At 47.5% G+C, this 19954-nt stretch carries 22 protein-coding genes and 1 pseudogene; 4 read left to right on the top strand and 19 right to left on the bottom strand.

Going from position 1 to position 19954, the window contains the following annotated elements:
* Positions 1-62 precede the first annotated feature (62 nt).
* Positions 63-1214, bottom strand: coding sequence for a bifunctional diaminohydroxyphosphoribosylaminopyrimidine deaminase/5-amino-6-(5-phosphoribosylamino)uracil reductase RibD (gene ribD / locus J8N69_RS06390; protein WP_168824983.1), 1152 nt, complete (start codon positions 1212-1214; stop codon positions 63-65).
* Positions 1211-1744, bottom strand: a complete 534-nt coding sequence (gene nrdR / locus J8N69_RS06395; RefSeq protein WP_168824985.1) for a transcriptional regulator NrdR — start codon at positions 1742-1744, stop codon at positions 1211-1213. Before nrdR ends, ribD begins: the two co-directional genes overlap by 4 nt.
* Before the next feature lie 163 nt (positions 1745-1907).
* Here nrdR and J8N69_RS06400 point away from each other — a divergent pair, with 163 nt between their 5' ends.
* Both J8N69_RS06400 and ettA read left to right on the top strand, forming a co-directional pair.
* Positions 1908-2813, top strand: a complete 906-nt coding sequence (locus J8N69_RS06400) for a DMT family transporter (protein WP_168824987.1) — start codon at positions 1908-1910, stop codon at positions 2811-2813.
* 152 nt (positions 2814-2965) lie between these two features.
* Entirely contained in the window at positions 2966-4627 is a 1662-nt protein-coding gene (ettA, locus tag J8N69_RS06405) for an energy-dependent translational throttle protein EttA (protein WP_168824989.1), read from the top strand.
* Positions 4628-4689: 62 nt separating this feature from the next.
* On the opposite strand, the gene J8N69_RS06410 is transcribed toward ettA, so the two are convergent.
* The 8 genes and pseudogenes from J8N69_RS06410 to J8N69_RS06445 form a co-directional block, all read right to left on the bottom strand.
* Positions 4690-5112, bottom strand: a complete 423-nt coding sequence (locus J8N69_RS06410; protein WP_227803998.1) for a hypothetical protein — start codon at positions 5110-5112, stop codon at positions 4690-4692.
* 247 nt (positions 5113-5359) lie between these two features.
* Positions 5360-6841, bottom strand: a pseudogene (gene tnpC / locus J8N69_RS06415) (IS66 family transposase); the annotation flags it as partial.
* A gap of 218 nt (positions 6842-7059) precedes the next feature.
* A complete protein-coding gene (gene tnpB / locus J8N69_RS06420) occupies positions 7060-7425 on the bottom strand; it encodes an IS66 family insertion sequence element accessory protein TnpB (RefSeq protein ID WP_168827675.1) in 366 nt (121 codons plus the stop codon).
* Positions 7422-7745 (bottom strand): IS66 family insertion sequence element accessory protein TnpA, encoded by a 324-nt coding sequence (tnpA, locus tag J8N69_RS06425; RefSeq protein ID WP_168827677.1) that lies wholly within the window; start codon positions 7743-7745, stop codon positions 7422-7424. Before tnpA ends, tnpB begins: the two co-directional genes overlap by 4 nt.
* A gap of 75 nt (positions 7746-7820) precedes the next feature.
* Positions 7821-8231 carry a DUF2971 domain-containing protein gene (locus tag J8N69_RS06430; protein WP_168826331.1) on the bottom strand — a complete coding sequence of 137 codons (411 nt, stop codon included), beginning with the start codon at positions 8229-8231 and terminating at the stop codon, positions 7821-7823.
* A gap of 263 nt (positions 8232-8494) precedes the next feature.
* Positions 8495-8632 carry a hypothetical protein gene (locus tag J8N69_RS06435; RefSeq protein ID WP_211085116.1) on the bottom strand — a complete coding sequence of 46 codons (138 nt, stop codon included), beginning with the start codon at positions 8630-8632 and terminating at the stop codon, positions 8495-8497.
* 105 nt (positions 8633-8737) lie between these two features.
* Positions 8738-8920 carry a type II toxin-antitoxin system RelE/ParE family toxin gene (locus tag J8N69_RS17170; protein WP_408631801.1) on the bottom strand — a complete coding sequence of 61 codons (183 nt, stop codon included), beginning with the start codon at positions 8918-8920 and terminating at the stop codon, positions 8738-8740.
* A 137-nt stretch (positions 8921-9057) separates the two neighbouring features.
* The gene (locus J8N69_RS06445) at positions 9058-9735 is read right to left on the bottom strand and encodes a zinc metallopeptidase (RefSeq protein WP_168826335.1); all 678 of its coding nucleotides are present in this window, start codon (positions 9733-9735) and stop codon (positions 9058-9060) included.
* Between the two features lie 163 nt (positions 9736-9898).
* Here J8N69_RS06445 and J8N69_RS06450 point away from each other — a divergent pair, with 163 nt between their 5' ends.
* Positions 9899-10477 carry a DNA-J related domain-containing protein gene (locus tag J8N69_RS06450; RefSeq protein WP_168826337.1) on the top strand — a complete coding sequence of 193 codons (579 nt, stop codon included), beginning with the start codon at positions 9899-9901 and terminating at the stop codon, positions 10475-10477.
* Positions 10478-10624: 147 nt separating this feature from the next.
* Positions 10625-11812, top strand: a complete 1188-nt coding sequence (gene mltA / locus J8N69_RS06455) for a murein transglycosylase A (RefSeq protein ID WP_168826339.1) — start codon at positions 10625-10627, stop codon at positions 11810-11812.
* Between the two features lie 122 nt (positions 11813-11934).
* Here the strand turns inward: mltA and J8N69_RS06460 are convergent, their stop codons facing one another.
* From J8N69_RS06460 to J8N69_RS06500, 9 genes are all read right to left on the bottom strand, one after another.
* The gene (locus tag J8N69_RS06460) at positions 11935-12834 is read right to left on the bottom strand and encodes an energy transducer TonB (protein WP_168826341.1); all 900 of its coding nucleotides are present in this window, start codon (positions 12832-12834) and stop codon (positions 11935-11937) included.
* Complete coding sequence (locus J8N69_RS06465; protein ID WP_168826343.1) at positions 12831-13262, bottom strand: ExbD/TolR family protein; 432 nt, start codon at positions 13260-13262, stop codon at positions 12831-12833. The genes J8N69_RS06460 and J8N69_RS06465 overlap by 4 nt, the downstream gene beginning before the upstream one ends.
* Complete coding sequence (locus tag J8N69_RS06470) at positions 13259-13684, bottom strand: ExbD/TolR family protein (RefSeq protein WP_168826345.1); 426 nt, start codon at positions 13682-13684, stop codon at positions 13259-13261. The genes J8N69_RS06465 and J8N69_RS06470 overlap by 4 nt, the downstream gene beginning before the upstream one ends.
* Complete coding sequence (locus tag J8N69_RS06475) at positions 13674-14351, bottom strand: MotA/TolQ/ExbB proton channel family protein (protein WP_227803999.1); 678 nt, start codon at positions 14349-14351, stop codon at positions 13674-13676. Before J8N69_RS06475 ends, J8N69_RS06470 begins: the two co-directional genes overlap by 11 nt.
* Positions 14352-14564: 213 nt before the next feature.
* Complete coding sequence (gene corA / locus J8N69_RS06480; RefSeq protein ID WP_168826347.1) at positions 14565-15518, bottom strand: magnesium/cobalt transporter CorA; 954 nt, start codon at positions 15516-15518, stop codon at positions 14565-14567.
* A 206-nt stretch (positions 15519-15724) separates the two neighbouring features.
* On the bottom strand, positions 15725-16366 hold the full coding sequence (locus J8N69_RS06485; RefSeq protein ID WP_168826348.1) for a DUF305 domain-containing protein: 642 nt from the start codon (positions 16364-16366) through the stop codon (positions 15725-15727).
* 104 nt (positions 16367-16470) lie between these two features.
* Complete coding sequence (locus J8N69_RS06490) at positions 16471-16842, bottom strand: hypothetical protein (RefSeq protein WP_168826350.1); 372 nt, start codon at positions 16840-16842, stop codon at positions 16471-16473.
* A 127-nt stretch (positions 16843-16969) separates the two neighbouring features.
* Positions 16970-18379 carry a sigma-54-dependent transcriptional regulator gene (locus J8N69_RS06495; RefSeq protein ID WP_168826352.1) on the bottom strand — a complete coding sequence of 470 codons (1410 nt, stop codon included), beginning with the start codon at positions 18377-18379 and terminating at the stop codon, positions 16970-16972.
* Positions 18376-19833, bottom strand: a complete 1458-nt coding sequence (locus tag J8N69_RS06500; RefSeq protein ID WP_168826354.1) for a sensor histidine kinase — start codon at positions 19831-19833, stop codon at positions 18376-18378. Before J8N69_RS06500 ends, J8N69_RS06495 begins: the two co-directional genes overlap by 4 nt.
* Positions 19834-19954: the final 121 nt, after the last annotated feature.

A 19954-nucleotide genomic window follows, 5' to 3' on the forward strand; every position in this document is an offset into this window, starting at 1 on the left:
GAAAAAACAATTTCCAGGGATTTTCAAAAAAAAGCCTGAGAAAGCAATGACTCAGCTTTTGGCTATTCGTCAAAATCGCCTTCAAAATCTTCATCAAGGTATTTTGGTATATAGACCAAGCGCACATCTTGCCCAACTTGGCGTACCGATTTAAGCGTCAGCTCTACTGCTTCGTCCATCGCCTCTAAAGGCAATTTAAATAACGGACGTGCGCTGGAACCCAATAGTTTCGGTGCCATGTAAACCACTATTTCGTCGATCAGACCCGCTTCTAAAAAACCACCAGCCAATTCTGCGCCAGCTTCTAATAAAATTTCGTTAATGCCTGCATCAGCAAGTTGTTCCATCGCATCCAGCAAGTCGAGTCGACCATCTTCGCCACGTGGTGCAAAACGTACAGTTACGCCTTTTTTAGTTAGCACTTCTAAATGTTCTGCTTCGACCTCTTCTTCTACTGAAAATACCCAAGCTTGATTTGCTGGATAAAGAATTTTTGCTTCTGGAAGAATTGACAAAGCTGTGTCCATTACCACTCGAATCGGCTGACGCACACTTTTCGGATCGGCTTCTTGGTCATTGTTATCTATACGAACTGTCATGCTTGGGTTGTCTGCCAGCACCGAGCCAATACCTGTGACAATGGCGTCGCTTTGCGCACGTAAACGTTGCACATCAAGACGCGCCGCAGAATCAGTAATCCATTGGCTTTCGCCAGACTCCATTGCCGTGCGGCCATCCATGCTCATGGCAAGTTTCACTCGCACATAAGGAAGACCTTCACGCATGCGTTTGATAAAACCAGGATTCAGCGCTTCGCAATCAGATTCCAACACAGGACCGATGATTTCAATGCCGGCTTTTTTGATTTTTACCAAACCATTACCTGACACTTCAGGATTTGGATCTTGCATACCGTAAACAACGCGCGCAACGCCGGCTTTAATCAAGGCATCTGCACAAGGTGGCGTTTTACCTTGGTGGCTGCAAGGCTCTAAAGTAACGTAGGCGGTGGCGCCAATGGCGTCTTGTTTGGCATCCGCCAAAGCATTGACTTCGGCGTGGCCTGCTCCGGTTTTAACATGAAAGCCTTGGCCGATCATTTGCTGATCTTTGACCAATACACAACCCACTCGCGGGTTAGGATGTGTGGTGTAACGGCCTTTTTTCGCTAGTTGAATGGCTTTTGCCATCCAGTATTCGTGGTTATAAGTCATGCTTTATCTTCTTCTTTCGATTCTGGGGCGGCGTTGTTCGATTCTGGGGCGGCGTTGTTCGGTTCTATGCCAGAGAGGCTGTGGCTTTCTAGGCGGTCTATCGCCTCGCGGAATTCGCTGATGTCTTTAAAGCTTCGATAAACGGAAGCAAAACGGACATACGCCACTTGATCGAGACGTTGTAACTCTTCCATCACCGCTTCGCCAGTCCAACGGGACGGCAATTCGCGCTCGCCTGTGGCTTGCATTTTTTCCTTGATTCGAGTGATCGCGGTTTCAACGGCTTCAATGCTAACGGGGCGTTTTTCAATGGCTTTAATAATGCCATTGCGTAATTTGTCTTCATCGAACGCCTCTCGGCTGCCGTCGCTTTTGATTAGCTTCGGCATTTGCAGCTCCGCCACTTCAAAGGTGGTGAAGCGCTCTTGACACTGAATACAGGTACGGCGACGACGAACTTGTGCGCCTTCAGAGACTAACCGAGAGTCCACTACTTTTGTATCTTGAGTTCCACAAAAAGGGCATCGCATGGCGCTTCCAATATGACTGATTTGGTGTAAGAATGCCTGAAAATTAGGCCATCGTGTGATGGGTGAAATCATACCAACCCAGCCATAATATAGCTACCGAGCGACGGTGTGCGCTGCTGTCATTCTACTACGTCGAAGACTAGGTGAGTTTATAAGGATTTATATGCCGTTCGCAGAATTATCTGGCTTGGTTGCCGCCTTATGTTGGACCATTTCGAGCTTAATGGCGCCGGGGCTGATCCAGCGTTTTGGCACCATGCGTTTTAATACTTTTCGCATTGTGATTGCCAGTTCCATTCTATTGCTAATTTGCCTCGCCACGCAGCGCTTTAATGCAACCTTGTGGCAACACGCGGACATTGTCATCTTGTCTGGGTTATTGGGGATTTTTATTGGCGACACCATGCTGTTTACCGCGGTGCATCGCCTTGGCCCACGACGCACTGGGGTATTATTTGCCACCAATGCGCCCATGTCGATTTTGTTAGGCTGGTTATTTTTAGGGGAAAACCTGTCTTTTCACCAATTATTCGCCTGTGGTTTGGTATTGAGCGGCGTGGTGATTGCTATTTTATTTGGTCGCAGAAACAGCTTGCATGCTTGGGAGCAAACCAAGGGCAAGCTGAGCGTGGGTATTTTGCTCGCACTCGGCGCGGCGCTTGGCCAAGCCAGTGGTGCGCTACTGAGCAAACCCGCATTGCTTGATGGCGCTGACCCTATTGCGGTTTCAACATTGCGGGTGGGCACCGGCGCGGTGGCGCTTGTGCTGGCTTATGGCTTGTTTTATCGACACAAACAACCCGCTGACGCGATTCCCTTTGACCAGCTAACGCGCTTTGATTTTATCGGCATCGTGACCCTCGCCACCATTGGTATGGTCATCGGCATGAGCGTCTTGGTTTGGGGCGTTGGCAACGCTAACGTGGGTATCGTTACCACCCTGTCGGCGGTTGTTCCCGTGCTTATTTTGCCCGGATTATGGATCACAACCGGTCAACGCCCCGCATTAGGTGCTTGGCTAGGGGCTGTTTTCGTTGTGGCGGGTGCCGCTTTGATTATTCTGAAATAGCCTTGATTGTGCTATCCTTAGTCCCACTAATTGCATTTGGCTCTCCATCGACTTGCTAGACTTTTTTGGCAACCCTCTGGAGCGTTTTAACGAAATTCATGCACGACATTAATAGTGCATGGATCTTCAATCATAGGATAAGTTGATTCTTTATGGCTCAGTTTGTATACAGCATGAACCGCGTTGGGAAAGTTGTTCCGCCTAAACGCGAAATTCTTAAAGACATTTCCCTTTCATTTTTCCCTGGCGCTAAAATCGGTGTATTGGGTCTTAACGGTTCTGGTAAATCGACGCTTTTACGCATCATGGCCGGTGTTGATACCGAGCATAACGGTGAAGCGCGTCCCATGCCGGGCATTAAAATCGGCTACTTGGAGCAAGAACCTCATCTTGATCCAGAGAAAAACGTGCGCGGTATCGTTGAAGAAGCTTTCTCTGACGTTATCGAAGCGATGGCGCGTTTGGATGCGGTTTACGCAGAATACGCAGAGCCAGATGCCGACTTTGATGCCCTAGCAAAAGAGCAAGGCCAACTGGAAGCCTTGATCGAAGCGAAAGAAGGCCACAACTTAGAGCGCGCATTGGAAGTGGCAGCGGATGCGCTTCGCCTTCCACCTTGGGAGGCGAGCGTAGAACACCTTTCTGGTGGTGAACGTCGCCGTGTGGCGCTGTGTCGTTTGTTGCTAGACAAACCAGACATGATACTGCTCGACGAGCCAACCAACCATTTGGACGCAGAATCCGTTGCTTGGCTAGAGCGCTTCCTAAAAGATTACCCCGGCACTGTCGTGGCAATCACCCATGACCGTTACTTCTTAGACAACGCGGCGGGCTGGATTCTAGAGCTTGACCGCGGTCACGGTATTCCATACGAAGGCAACTACTCGTCTTGGTTAGAGCAAAAAGACGCGCGCCTACAAACCGAAGCGAAACAACAAGCGTCTCACCAAAAAGCCATTAAATCGGAATTGGAGTGGGTTCGCCAAAACGCCAAAGGTCGTCAGTCCAAATCTAAATCACGTTTGGCTCGCTTCGAAGAAATGAGCTCGAAAGAGTTCCAAGACCGTAACGAAACCAACGAGCTGTACATTCCGCCAGGACTTCGCCTTGGCTCTAAAGTCATCGAAATCGAAGGCGTCAGCAAAAGTTTCGAACACAAAATGCTACTAGAAGACTTCAACATGGTGGTGCCACAAGGCGCGATCGTTGGTGTGGTGGGTGGTAACGGCGCCGGTAAATCGACCCTGTTTAAAATGATCGCTGGCATAGAGCAACCAGATACCGGTACCGTCACCTTAGGTGAAACCGTGCAGCTGGCTTACGTTGACCAAATGCGTGAACTAGACGGCGATAAAACGGTTTTCGAAGAAATCGCCGACGGCCAAGACATGATCACGGTACACAACTACAAAGTACCGTCTCGTGCTTACATCGGTCGTTTTAACTTCAAAGGCTCGGATCAACAAAAATTGGTTAAGCATTTATCTGGTGGTGAGCGTAACCGCTTGCACCTAGCAAAATTGCTGAAAGAAGGCGGCAACGTATTGCTACTGGATGAGCCAACCAACGACCTAGACGTTGAAACCTTACGCGCACTGGAAGACGCACTACTCGCCTTCCCAGGTTCCGCGATCGTGATTTCCCATGACCGTTGGTTCCTAGACCGTATCGCCACACACATCCTAGCGTACGAAGGCGATTCTAAAGCCGTCTTCTTCGAAGGTAACTACGCAGAATACGAAATCGACCACAAAAAACGCACGGGTAACGATGCGACACCAACACGTATCAAATACAAACGTATTGATGCGTAATTCTATTTAATAGGATTGGTTGGGGTTGAATGGAAAGCCGCTTTCAGAGATGGAAGCGGTTTTTATTCTTCTCTTTTTTCAATATGTATTTTGAAACTATTCTTTTTGGTAATTGCATACTCAACTTTATTCAAAAGACCTAAACCTTCTAAAGTATTTAACAATACAGCCTTATCACTTTTATCCATTCGCTCTCCTATAATCACTTTTGAGAGAGATTCAATACGATAGTGTTTAAGACCAGGCTTCTCTGATAAAAATCGATACTCTCTTTCATTCAAAAACTCTTTAGGCTTTTGAAAAAAACAAAAACTGCATATCATCTTTTTATTAGAGGTCTTGAAGTCAGTTCCAGGGACTTCTTCTGTAAGCGCCCTTAAATCAGCATTCTTGTCGTTTAATTTGTTTTGTGTTGTTGTAAATGACCTTGTAGTGATCATCCATCGATAATGTAAATTGATACGTGAGGTTGCATCAGGTGTCAAAAAAGGCTAGGGTAAATATAGACAGAGGGCGAACGGATTTGCCTACGCCTCCAGGAGGGAGGCTCTGTCTCTTTTCAGGAAGATTCAGTGGCTGCAGGGATGCGGCGGTAAAGCCTTTCTTTGATTTCTCTTCTTTGCTTTTACGATTTCTATTTTTTTATTTTACTTTTTTATTTTACGCCTACCCGTTTCTTTTTTATCCCGTGCTTTTTGCTGTTGTGTCCGTTTGCTTGATGGGCGTGTGCCTTTACAGCGCCGCTTTAACACGCCAAGGCAATAAGGCTTCTAATTTTTCAACGGTGTCGGCGCTAGCGATGTGCTGCAGGATATGCAAAATATACGCATGAGGCTCTAGGCCGTTGGCTTTGGCGGTTTCGACAAGACTGTACCAAGCCGCGCTGGCTTTGGCCCCTTGTGAGGTGTCGGCGAATAACCAATTCTTACGTCCAATTGCGAAGGGGCGGATGGCGTTCTCAGCCAAGACATTGCTGATGTGCAATTGCCCATCCTCGCAGTATCCCGTGAGTGTCTCCCATTGGTTGAGGGCGTAGCGGATGGCCTTGTAGGTCAGCTGGTCTTTTGGGGTTTTATCGACATTATTGCCGAGCCATTCTTTAAAGGTGTTGAGGGCCGGAAGGCTTTGCTCTTGGCGCACGCGATGTTTCTCAGCGTCGCTCAGGTCTTTTATCTGTGTTTCAATCCTGTAGAGTTTACGGATATGGCTTAATGCCACCTCGGCTTTGGTAGGGGGTGAGTTTTTGTTTTTCTTTTTGGTGTCAGCGCCTTTGCTGGCCTCAATAAATTTACGGCGCACGTGATCCCAGCAACCAATGCGAGTTAGGTTGTATTTCTGGCACACGGCATTGTAGCCGCCATAGCCATCGGCTTGCAGGACACCTTTAAACCCATCGAGCAGCTGCACGGGTACCTCCCCATTTCGGGAAGGGTTGTATTCAAAACGCACGATAGGTTTGTCTGGCGGTCCGCCGCGTATCACCCACATCCATTTATCCGATTGGGCGGTTTTGCCGTCTTCTTTGAGCACTTGGATACGGGTTTCGTCACCCTGTAGGTACCCCGCTTCCAATTGGGTTTCCCAAGCAAGATTCAGTAGGGACTGGACTCTGTCAGTCAGCAGGATGACGTGGTGGGCCATGCTGGTGCGGTCATAATGCCCTCCGTAACGTTCGATCTGTTTTTCCAAGCGATACAAGGGCAGGCCATCCGCATATTTTCCAGCGATGATGTAAGCCAGCGCGCTGATGCTAATGGCACATTTACCGAGTGGGTGAAGAGGACGTTTGGCGACAACGATGTGGTCTGCTTGGTCCTCTTGTGTTTTAAAGACGGCTTTTTCCTGCCAGTACTCTAACACTCGAACCTGGGCGGGTATGATGTCCAGTTCTTCTTTGACCTTGCTGAAAAAGGTAGACGTGGCACCGGCTTTTTCTTCTTCTGACAAACGCAGTTCCACCCGTACGCGAGTCAGTTTGTCAGAGAAGCCACGTTGGCGTTTACGAGATCGAACCGCTTCTGGAAGCACGTCTTCGGGCAGTTGTTCGATCAGAGCCGCAATGGCCGCTTCCAATTCCACCTCATCAAACAGATCGATTTGATAGACGGACTTTTCACTGCTTGCCGCAAACTTCTGAGCCTTGGCTAAGCGCAGGAGCTCCTCTAACTGTGCAATTTTACGGTCTCTTTCATCCAGCAAGGCTTTTTGATGCTGAATAACCTGATGGTGATCATCAAGGAGCTGATTTTTCAGCTCTAGTACCTGATCTCTTTGCGCTAACACCTGATCTTTTTGCACGAGATCTTGGTCTTTTTTGACCAGCAACGACAACAACTCCGCCTGTGACAGAGTCGCATAATTGACCGAGATGTTGTGCGTATTAGGGGCTGTTTTCATGTACGTTATTTTATCATAACAGCCCCTAAAACGCGTTAAAAAACAGACTCATAATGCAATTTTTTATGGCCTTTCATCGCCGTTATATCATAGCCATCCAGCAGCCAATTAATCTGTTGTCCAGTAAGAGAGATCACCTCGTCACCCTTTTTGGGCCAACGAAACTTGTCCTCGGCAAGGGTTTTGTAATACAGCACAAAACCATTGTCCTCCCAAAATAAACATTTAATTTTGTTCCGGTGCCGATTGGTAAACGCATACAAAGCACCATCAAAAGGATTCTGCGCCAACTCCTGCTCCACAATCGCTGCCAGCCCCACAGCGGCTTTACGAAAATCCACTGGCTGACGATAAAGATAGATCTTAGGCATGTCGACCGACGGGCGAAAATAACGTGTCATAACGCCCACTCCAACAACTGACGAACCAAGGTCACATTGGTCGAATCAATACCGTGGATTTGCATGCCATTTGGCAAAGACACCGACAAGCCTGACCCTAACTGGCCCAATGAAGGTTCCACTTTGATAAAACTGGACGACTTGTCCTCCGATATTGGGGCTGATGGTGTCTGACATTTCTGCCGCCAATACATGAATTGAGAATAATTGAGATCGTTTTCTTTGCAGAACCGAGCACTGGACATGGCCGCTGCCTCAGCAGCTGTGACTTGCGCCCGCCAAAAGTCAGCACGGGATTGAGGATCCGAAAAAGTATTCATAAAGACACCTGTTCATGGTTAAAGTAAACAGGTGTTAGGTTCTGATATTACGAGAAGGTCAGCAAGAATGCAGATTTAAGGGCGCTTACCTTCTTCTAACCCGCTGTTTGAATTAATCAAACTTGGAAAGATTCTGCCATCACAGTACTGAACATCTTGATTTAAATAAACGTCCTTCTCAATACTATTAACAAACTCTTCAAAATTAAAAGCCAAACAAAAACCTTTTAGTTCGTTACCATAATGAGCCCACATAAAAGGAGATTGCTCTACTTCATTAGGCTCACCTTTAGCCATAGCAAGCACCCCAACCCCATCTAAGTCAGTAAAGTCGGGCAAATACTGATCTTTATCATACATATCTAGTAGGTTAAACATCCCTTCAGTCGCATCATTCAATTTCTTAGTTTCTGCGAAATACAAACTATGCTTTAACAATGCATCAAGGGATCTAGTACTGACCGTTTGAAACTTATATAAATTCATGGTTTTTCCAGTCCACCTAAGCCTAATGGGCGATCAAACTTTAATCAATCATATAATACTTAGTCTCTCATTTATTAGCAAAAATGAGAGACTAATGGATTTGATGCACACAAGTGAGAGACAAATATCCTTGCGCCTCACTTTTACAGAAAAATGAGAGACAAACTTCATGTCAGTCACCCTTGAATTCATAAAGCTAGGCTATCGTTTCTACCCCTTTTCTTTCCACAAGAGTAAGCATTTTAATTGCAGCTCTTCTTGTTTTACTTTCGCCTTACTCCCACTTTTGCATTGCTTTGATCCTGACGCCTAGTGACAGAACACAAAGCATCAAATTGACGCATGGTGGTTTTATCAATCGCGCCAACTTTATTAAGACCTTTGGCTGTCATATCACTCATGGCGATCTCCTTCTTGGCAGGCTTCTACTTTGATTAACTCTTTCGAGGCTATCAAATTTTCTAATTCAACTTGGCTAAAACCAATAAAAATTTGGGCTAGTTTTCTTAGCGCCATTTATAGAGAGCCCCACCGAGATCAGCATCAACGAGCCCCTTCTGGATCTCCTCAGATGCTTGAATGAGACTCTTATCAAACAAGCCATCTTTTTTGCTTAAAGAACAGAATCCCTTTGTTTTATATATAAAAACATACCCTCCTTGGGTAGCATTTAAACAACGCATGAACATCACTTTATGCTGTGCGGTTGATATTCGTTCATCCTTAAACTTATCTTATTGATAGTATTATATTTCCATCATGACAAATTAAGATGACCGACCGCTTTTCATCACTGAGCACCAATCAAGCCAAGGTAAAAAAGCCACTAACGTTTAAACCAACGCCAGACAAACAAGACACGAATCAGCGCGGCGGCGACGTAGGTCAGGGCGCAGGCGGTGAGGATTTTTTTCACTTTGGGCAGGTCTTCCTGTGGAATATAGTTGCCTTCGGCTAGGATGGGTAACGCTTTATTGAAGCTGGCGTCCCATTCTTCTGGCAAAATCACCAGTTGCACCAGTACAGCCAGAAACCCCGACACACCAACGACCAAGGCATGCAGCGGCACAGCATAGGGCAATTGCAACACCAAGGTAATGACAGGCCAGCCCAATAGTAGGCCTGCGGTTATACGTCGAGCAAAATGCGCCAAGGGTAAATAGCGGGTGCTCAAGCGGGAAATGGTTTCTTTTTTCTCATGCGCAATAGCGTGACCCACCTCATGGGCGGCCACCGCAACGGCGGTCAAAGAGCGGCCGTTTAGCACACTAGGGCTCAGTCGAACGACATGCTGAACAAAGTCAAAGTGATCCTGACCTTCTTGGGCCGCCTCAACATTCACGTTATTCAACTCAAACCGCTGCACCAAATGACGGGCCAATTCCCCTCCTGTTCCGGGAAAGTCCAAGCGCTCAGTCGCATAACGCTTTAAGGTAAATTTTACCCAAGCGCTTGGACCAACAATTAAGGCCACAACGATTAAAATACCCACTAGCCATAACATAAACGTGCCTTTTGCCTATTAGAACCAGAACACCAACATGGCGCTCAACCAATGTCCCCAATCAATAAAAATATTCCCTGTCACTTTGACCTTTTTTACTCTCCTCACATACACTGTTAAAACCGATCCACACAAAATAACGCTAAAGCAATAAGAGCTTAATATGAAAAACCCTTTAGTTGGCCCGATTCTCGCGATCTTAAAAGCCCACCCGAACGGCATCAGTGAATTTGATATTCTCAAAGCGCTGAAGGATCAATTAGCAGAATTCAATCAGCTTGCCGATGACCCTAACTTGCAGCTTTTCCGGCAGCATTTTCTGATTATGAATGCCTTATATCAACTGCAAAGCAGTCTTTGGCAAGAAGAAAACCTCACTCTCAGCATCAGCGCCATGCGTATTCACCTGCTTAGCACCACACAAATCACGCAGTCTGACAGTACGACACTAAGCGATAGTGTGGACGCAAAACTGGCCGCTTACTACCTAGACTGGGGCGAATATGAAAAAACCGATGCCGACGAAGTATCTCGCCTACTGAACAGTTTTTATCAAGGCATCCATTTAGAAGGAGACCGTGATTCCGCCCTTAAAACCCTGCAAATTGAACACCACAACCCCAGTAAAACCATCATTAAACAACAATATCGTAAACTCGCTCAACAACATCATCCAGACCGAGGCGGCGACAAAAATACCTTTATCGGTTTAAGGCAAGCTTATGAGTATTTAATGTTTTAGCCCGCTAAACGTAAAGCTTAACGCAAAAGATTGCTTTCATTTTGATAACTCACCAAGATGAACCTCTTGCTTTATTTGTGGTCAACATCACCATGATGAAGCGCACACGCTTTTACTTTTTTGATGTCTTTTATAGAAACAGGGCTTATGATTTTTTCTTCTTTTTTTCAGCGTTTTCGACCCTCTCGCTTTCTTTCTTCTTACCTTCGACCGCTGTGTTTGGCGTCGTTCACAACACTACTGGCCAGTTGCAGTTTAACGGAAATCGATCATTCCAATGATTTCGAAAACAACGGTCGAGACGTCACCGCCTTAAAACGTGACAGCTTATACCTGAAAGAGAGCCTTCCTCCTGGATTACCCTACCCAGATGAAAGCTTTCAGTCTGGCTTAGCGCAACAAATCGCGTATTTGAATCGCATCAAGGAAAAAGATTATCTACTGAAAAACACCCAAACCAGCGTCGCGGACTTAAAATTAGTCGCACAAGAGATTGATCAATGGCTCAACAATCCCGCCCAGCAACCTCAGTTAGTGGCGCATCAAATAGCGGGACAGGATCAGCGCGGCAATGTACAAATCACAGGCTACTATGTCCCTATTCTGCCCGTTCGTCATCAACCTGATGACACCTATCGTTACCCACTTTACCGCAAGCCAACGCTGCGCGATGCAGAAGGAAAATACCCTTCTCGCGAAGCGATTGATTTTGAAAACGCCTTGGCTGGACAAGGGCTAGAAATTGCTTATACGGCGGACTTGGTCGACAATTTTTTCTTGCACGTGCAAGGGTCTGGTGTGGTTGAATACGAAGACGGTGAACGTAAATTACTCTCTTGGGGCGGCGTCAATGGCCACCCTTATCGCAGCCTAGGAAAAGAACTTATTGAGAGAGGCGAAATTGATCGAGCCGATATTTCTGCGCAAAGCATACGCCAGTGGCTATTAGAGCACCCAGAACGCAAGCGTGAAATACTGTCAACCAACCCCAGCTACCTGTTTTTCAGCGAAGGTCCACAGCACCCAGTTGGGGCGGCAAATGTGCCATTGACGCCACTGTATTCTGCCGCCGTTGATCCAAGCGTCATCCCCCTTGGCGCGATTCTGCTGGCCCAAGTGCCTAAACTAGACACCTATGGCAACTTGATTGGCCACGAGTTTCGCCTATTGTTAGCACAAGACAAAGGTGGGGCGATCAAAGGGCCTGGACACATAGATTGGTATCAAGGCATAGGTGAAGAAGCGCATTTCCATGCCGGCCAGCTCAAACACTTTGGCAAAGTCTGGTTGCTGCTACCAAAGAACCCAACACCACAGATACTTATTGCCCAATAATCTGTTTTTTAATAAGAAACGCCGCACTCATCGCCTAATACCAAAAAAGCGCCGCCCCAATTGCTTAGGGACGGCGCTTTTTTATTCATCGCGGTCTATGTGACTGTCTATGCTTTGCAGCGCTAGCGGTAATCGCTTAGCTTAAATGAGACAGGTAAGTTTATCCGCAACTCGGTTTCTGTCATGCCGTTGGTGAATTTAGGCAAGGGCGTGGAACGCTTAATCATATCCAATACCGCATTATCCAAACGTCGATGGCCAGAGCTTTCGGTGATTTTCACCTCTGATACTGAGCCATCCGCGTGCGCGACAAAAGACAAAGACACCACCCCTTCTTCGTTACGACGACGTGAGGCTCTTGGGTAACGTTTGTTCTGCGCCAAGACCGATTTCAATTGAGTAAAATAACTCGCCTTAGCGCCTGGGTTACCGCCGCTGCTCGCCGCATTGGCACTCCCTGTTGTGGCTTTTTGACTCGCCGTAGAAGGCGGGGCCGTTGCTTTAGGCGCAACCTGTTTAGGAGCGACTTTCACAACCTCTTGTGCTGGCTTTTTGGGCTCAGGCTTAGGCTCTGGTTTTTTTACCGGCTTGGGTTTTGGTTCTGGTTTTGGTGTTGGCTCAGGCTTTTTAACCTCAATCGGTGATGCTTGCTTAACCTCAACAGGCTCCGGCTCTTTGATAATGTCTGGCTCAACCACAGGCTCAGGTTCCACCACGGGTTCTGGTTCAATAACGGGTTCTGGTTCAACAACTGGCTCTTCAATCACTTCCGGCTCGACCGCCTCTTGAACCTCTTCAACAGGCTCCTCGATAACCTCTTCAGCTTCTTCAACCTCTTCCTGAGCCATCGTGGTTTGAGCGGCAGCACCAAGATCGCCCAACATGCCTAGGTCAAACTCAATACCTTGTGAGCCCGGTGAGTGGCTACCCTCAGAAGCATTATAAAATACGCTATAAAAAGCAGCTGCATGAAGTGAAATCGCCAACCCGCCAGCGATCACCCAATGACGCGTGGAAATCATTCTTTTCCTCGCTCTAATTGTGTCGCCAAGCTCACCTTGGTCAACCCCGCCAATCGCACTTGATTAAAGACCGGACGTAATTTTTCTAACGAAATGGCGCCATCGGCTTTGATTTGTACCCAAAACGCCTCTTTATTGGGTGCCGCCATGAATTGTTGCTCTAAATAGGCCTGAATATCCTGGATGGCAAACACCTCATCGTCGACATAAAGGCTGTCATCTGCGCCTAAAACGATTTCAATACTGGGGTCGGTTGCCGCTCGGTGATCGTTGATCGAGTGTGGAAGAATCACCGCAACAGGGTCCGCTTTTTGAATTTGACCCGCCACCATGAAAAACACCAACATCAGAAACACCACATTAATTAATGGCACCATGTTGTCATCGTTACTGGCGACTTTAGCGGCGTATTTTTCGCCTATTTTCATTTTGTCTCCGGCATAGCAAAGGCGTTCGCAATAGACACGGTTTTTGCGCCATTAAGCTTCAAACGATCAGCAAGATGCATCAGGGTTTGGAGCGACACACCGTCTTCTGCTTTGATAATGAACACACCTTCGTTATGGTCCGCCACCAGCGTTTGAAAGCCCGTTTGGTCAGAAAAACGTACGATTTGGTCGTTTACCCAAACTTGGTCGTTATTGCCTTTCAACGTCAAAATCAGCTGACTTTTTTCTTCTGGCGGTGTTTTTTGGGTGTCAGCAGCAACAGACAATGGCGTATCAACGACGCGCCAAGGCACGAAGCTGGACGTCAACATAAAAAACAACAGCAAAATAAACACCACATCAATCAGCGGCGTTAAACTGATCGCGTTTTTACGTTTCGGTTGAGCAAGGTTAAGCGGCATGCAACATCTCTTTAGCGGCCTTTTCAACCAAATGCTTGGCTTCTTTGCTGGTAAACACTTGCGTCACGGCATCGTTCATATTGTGCGCTATACGCTCTACTTTGCGTTCCAACCAGCTGTGCAAGGTCACCACGGGGATCGCCACCGCCAAGCCCACCGCCGTCGTCAGCAACGCCTGCCAAATACCACCAGACAACACAGAAGGATCAACTTGGTTACCCGCGCCTTCCATTTGCTGGAAAGCGGTGATCATACCTAACACAGTTCCTAACAAGCCTAACAATGGACTCAAGGTCGCAATAATTTCCAATGGACGCAGGTAAGAGCGAAGCTGGTTGAGCCGATTCATGGCACGACGCTCAACTTCTTCACGAATCAAGTCCGCTCGGGTATTCGCGGCCAACAAGGCGCGCATGGTGTAGCCCACCAAGGCATCGATTGGACGCTTTTCATCTAGTTTTTCAAGCGCACGCTCCGCGCCATCATTGCGCCACGCATCAAGCGCTAAATTGGTCGTTTTAAGACTTTCTGCACGCAAGGATGAAAACTGCCACAGTTTTAAAAGCACGATAGTCAAAGCGACGACAGAAAACACCATCAAGATCCACACGACAGGCCCACCGACCTCTAAGAAAGCCATTATTTTCTGCTGTACTGAATTTTCCACAAGACTCTCCGCTGAATAAAACACATCCGACAAATGGTAGTCATTCTCAACCGTATTTTCAATATGTAATTACCAAATGCAAAAAATAGATCCAGAAAGGCGTCATAATAAAGGAAAGAGTCGAGTGACAAGACAGGTCACAGCGTCATGGCAGATTCGCCATGACGCTGTGACCTTAAAGCAGCAACATTATTAAAGCGGTGAAAATACGCGTTACAACCAACCACGATGTTTAAAATACCAATAAGGTGCAAAGGCCGAAAAGACCATCAAACCTAACGCCGCAGGGTAGCCAAAATCCCAACCAAGCTCAGGCATGATGCTAAAGTTCATCCCATAAATACTGGCCACCAATGTAGGAGGCAAAAACACCACCGACGCAATGGAGAAAATCTTGATGATTTTGTTCTGCTCAATATTAATAAAGCCCTGTGTCGAATCCATCAAAAAGTTGATTTTATCAAACAAAAAAGTCGTATGAGACATCAGGGTTTCAACGTCTCGCATCACCTCACGCAGCGTTTCTGAATAGTCTTGTCGATTCGGTAAATGTCGCAACAAAAACGAAATATTACGTTGCGTGTCCATCAGGCAAAGACGAATTTTGCCATTACTGTCTTCTAAGCGCGCTAATTTCTCAATGATGGTATCCAGCTCTGTTTCATCATCTTCAAGCACAAGGTGGCTCACCTCTTCCAGCTGACGATGAGAATCTTCTAAAGTATCGGCATGATTTTCGACTTTGTTTTCCAGTAAAGTAACCAAAAGATGAGCGGGCGAATCCACCACGATTTGACCTCTTCGCACACGCATTCGCAATAATCTAAAATCGGCCAATTCGGTTTCACGAATAGTGATCAGCCTATCTTGCTGCAGGATACAGGCAACGGTGGAGGTTTTATGACGGCCTTCGGTTTGATTCAGAAACAAAGAGTGAACATGGATGCCGGCTTGATCGACGAAACAACGGGCAGAGGCTTCAATCTCTTCCACGTCATCGGATTCTGGAAGATCGGTTCTCAGCAAGTTCTTTAGCTGTAAACGTTCCTCATCGTCTGGCTCTGCCGCATCAATCCAATTGGCTTCTTTTTGCAGCGTGGCAAAGTTCTCATCATCTTCGGGAATTTCTTGAATCAACCCCTTGCTGATTTTAAAAAATCTTAACATTTTCTTTCCTCGATATACTCGATACCTGTCTCATTCCAATGACTCAACCCGCTTCCCACAACACACAAGCCTGGGAAGTAATAGGCCAATATTATACCGAGATTTAGCAACAGGTCTGTTACCAAAGACCTAATAATCAGAAAAGAAATAACAAAGAAAAACCCTCCCGATCACGCTATCGGGAGGGTTTATTGTGAAGAAAGTGCTTAGTATTGCTGCATCAACTCAATCTCACGAGCCTGTTCGCGAATCACCGCGTTGGCCATTTTTATCAACGCTGGATCATGGCTAAATTGCAATAGCACTTTTGCCATGGCAACCGCGGCTTCATGATGCGGAATCATCCCGTTGACGAAGTCACGGTTCACATCTCCGCTCGTGGCCAGACTCATGTCAGACATCATTTGCGCATTAATCGCGCTATACGCCGCGATGATTTGCTCAGCATTATCGCTCGGACGCGCCGCGCCATAGCTCGCCAACCACGCCTTCATAAAGGAAATTTCATTTAATTGCGCAGCAATAATATCCTCTGCCAGAGGACGTAACACATCAGCAACCTTATCCGACTCTAATAATTGTGCCGCCATATCAATAGCGCCTTGATGATGCGGAATCATGCCCATCACAAAATCATAATCCACATCTCCCGTTAATTCCGTGGCATGCATGTCCATCATCATTTGCTGATTGGCTTGGGTAAATAACGATGCATCACGGCTTGCTGGAGAAGGCATAGCATGATGACCCTCATGAGGATCGGTAGGATCGGTTGCAGTGCTACAAGCAGACAAGGCCACACTGCTGATTAGCACAGCGGCAACAAGGTATTTTTTAATCAGTATCATTATTTTATCTCACGTTATTGAGTGTTTTCCCATCGCTAAAATCTATCCAAAGAGCGAATAAATTCGTACGAACGGTGATCATTAAGCGCCTTAAAATGCGCGATTTAGCTCACAATAAACGTGGGTGTTCGAGGCGGAGGGGTGACTAATTCTGGGAAATGATGCAGCCACGGCTGGCGTGATGCCAACAGCGGCCAATAGGTCGTAAGCGTCGAAAACGCCTCAACAAACGATGGCAAAACCGCCAACGTACAATGGTCGATACAATCCAAATATTCTAGATCCAGCGTGCTTGAAGCGTCTGAATCCGGCCTTGCCAGCTCATCATGATGCCCAGCGTGCAACGACTCAGACGCGAGCGCACGCGAATGCGACATCGACTCATGACTGCCAGCCATGATAGAAGGCGATGGCAACAACCAAGCTCCCATCAACACACACAGCATCATCCAAACAACACGCGGCATTCTCAACACGACATCACACCTAGGTTAAACGTCTCAGCAATATACTACCGAAACCGCCAATCGACAAATACCATTCTCTGACTTTACTCGCCCTTATTTAGTTACGTCGCCATGGGCGTTTCAGATCAATGCGCCATTAGTCGATGGGGTCTTTTTCTTCTAACCAACGATACAAGGTTCGCCGACCAATCCCCAGCAAGGCGGCGGCTCTGCGTTTGTTACCACTGACTTCTTCTAGCACTTTTTTCACATAGCGTCGCTGTAGCTGGTCTAAGGTTGGCAATACCGCGCCGATGAGTAAGTCCTCATCCTGCACACTATTGCTCGACTGCTGACGCTCGCCTTCTAGCGTCGTTGCTTCCGTGAGGCGGACAGGTAAATGCCGGGGCTGTATCCAATCGTCCTCACAAAACGCCAACGCTCTTTCCACCACATTTTGAAGCTCTCTGACATTACCAGGAAAAGAATAGCGCCGAATCAGAGTCAACGCTTCGACGCTAAAGCCTTTCACCACTTTGCCCTGAGCAATCGCCAATTGCTGTAAAAATTGCTGTGCCAACAATTCCAGATCGTCATCCCGCGCCCGTAGCGGTGGCACCGTCAAGGCAAAGGTTTCCAATCGATAAAACAAATCTTCGCGAAAACTGCCTTCCTTCACCTTCTGTTTTAAATCTCGGTGCGTCGCCGCAATAATGCGCACATCGACCTGTTCTTCCGTATTCTGTCCAACCGGTCGTATGGAACCATCTTGCAACGCACGCAACAATTTGACTTGCAGTGACAACGGCATTTCGCCAATTTCATCTAACAACAAACTGCCGCCGTCCGCCTGTTGCAACAAGCCTTTACGCGCCTTATTCGCGCCAGTAAACGCCCCCGCAGCATGCCCAAAGAATTCACTTTCCAATAACTCCTGAGGAATACCAGCACAGTTCACCGCCAAGAAAGGCCCCGCCGCTCGCTCGCTCTCCAAATGCAGCGCCTTAGCGACCAACTCTTTCCCGGTGCCGCTTTCCCCATTAATCAACACTGCCCCTTGTGCTCTGGCAATCACCTTTACCTGATCCACCAAAGTGCGCATGGCGACGCTTTGGCCAAACATACCGTGAAAACCTTGATGACGCCCCAGCTTACGAAACCGAAACACTTCATCTTTGAGCTGACGATGTTCAACCACCCGCTCTATGGTGAGCAAGAAATGCTCTAAATCCAGTGGTTTGGTTAAAAAATCATCCGCACCAGCCTGCAAGGCTTCCACCGCCTGCTTAACGCTACCAAATGCCGTAATAACAATCAGACCTGGCCGCTTATCGTCGGGAAAGTCATTCACCACACGCTCCACCAACGTCATACCATTGCCGTCTGGAAGCCGCAAATCCGTGACAATCAGCGCTGGTTGATGCGTTTGCAACCAATGCTCAGCACTGGCCAATTCATGATGAACCACCAACGACCACCCTTGCGTCTCTAATTCATCCTGAATCAGTTGAGCCAATGCTTGATCATCTTCAACCAATAATATCGGCTTATTGCTGTGCTTTTTCATGGTTTAACTCCGTCAGCATCGACACCTAAGGTAAAGCGTAAACAAAATTGCGCGCCGCCCAACGGGCTATCAGCGCATTGCACATCACCACCGTGCTCTTGCATGACGCGATGCACAATGGCCAACCCCAAACCACTGCCCTCACCGGGCTTTTTGCTGGTCACAAAGGGCTCGAACAGCTGGCCACGCATCGCGTCTTCAACACCTGGCCCAGCATCGTCAACATAAATCAGCACATGGCCGGACTCTCGCTGCCAACGAATTTCTACAGCGCCTTCTGGACAAGCCTGACAAGCATTGCGCAACAAATTCACCAAGGCCTGTTCCAAACTTAATGGATCACCATGAATACTTGCTTGAGGGCCAGACACAAGACGGATTCTGTCACTGTGCCCTTCAATCAACGCCATCGATCGAGCAACCAGAGCGCCGACATCTAACGGTCTTTTTTTAGCCCGGGAAGAGCGCCCAAAATTTAATAACTGCTCAATAATCGCCGTCATACGGGTAACTTGGTGACGAATGTCGTTCAATTCTTGATGATCTTGTTGACGTTCGCTTCGCCTTAACAAACGACTGGCGCGACCATCCACAACGGTAAGCGGCGCGCCTAATTCATGCGCTACACCCGCCGACAATTGCCCCAATGCCGCCATGGTTTCTGCACGGCGCAAGCGTTCAGCCATTTCTTCCCGCGCCTGACGCTGAGCATTTTCACTGACTTCAGCAGACTCGATCGCATCCAACATACCATTAAGCCCTGTCGCAAGCTGCTTGACCTCTAGCGGCCCCTGTGGATTAGTGCGATGTTTGCGTTCACCACCACTGACTCGACGTATACTACTGAGCAAACGATTCAACGGTTCGCCAATGGCGCGTTGGTGAGTCAGCATTAGAATCCCCATGATTAGCACCGACATCAATATAAAACCGCCCCACGTCCAACGCTGCAATTGTGATAACTCATCCTCAATGTCTCGACGCCGACGAGTCACCTGCAACAAGCCACTTGGCTGTCCCGCCTCATCAAACAGTGGCATAAAAAAAGAATACACCTGACGCCCTCGAATACGCTCGTATTTAGCAAACTCCCCTTCGCCCATCATTTCCAAGGCTTCTGCCGCTTGTCGACGGGTCGGATTGACCACCCCAAAACTGCTCAGTTGTTGGCCTTTGTCATCAAATAAATACGCGCCATACACCTCGGTAATAGCAAACACTGAGGTCATACTGTTTTGTAACTGCTCAAGATCCTGACGCTCTAAAGCCTGTGAGACAGGCAGGTGAATGGTTCTCGCCACCAGTTTTAAATCACGCTGCAGACGATCCTCAACAAACTGCCCCACCAAGGTCAGCCCGACCGCCAAAATAATGCCCAACAGCAACAACACGGGCAAGGCGACCTGCAACACCAACACAAATCGTAAACTGCTAAAGGTCACGGGCATTTTCATTCATTGTCTCTTTTATCAAATTTAGGCACATGCGCCAAAATGACACACATTCGCGCACAGTTCAAGTTTTGCAAACCTCTAAAAACGGACTCTGAAATGATAAAAATTCTTTATTTTCATA

This window comes from Marinomonas profundi, from assembly GCF_020694005.1.
GTDB lineage: Bacteria > Pseudomonadota > Gammaproteobacteria > Pseudomonadales > Marinomonadaceae > Marinomonas > Marinomonas profundi.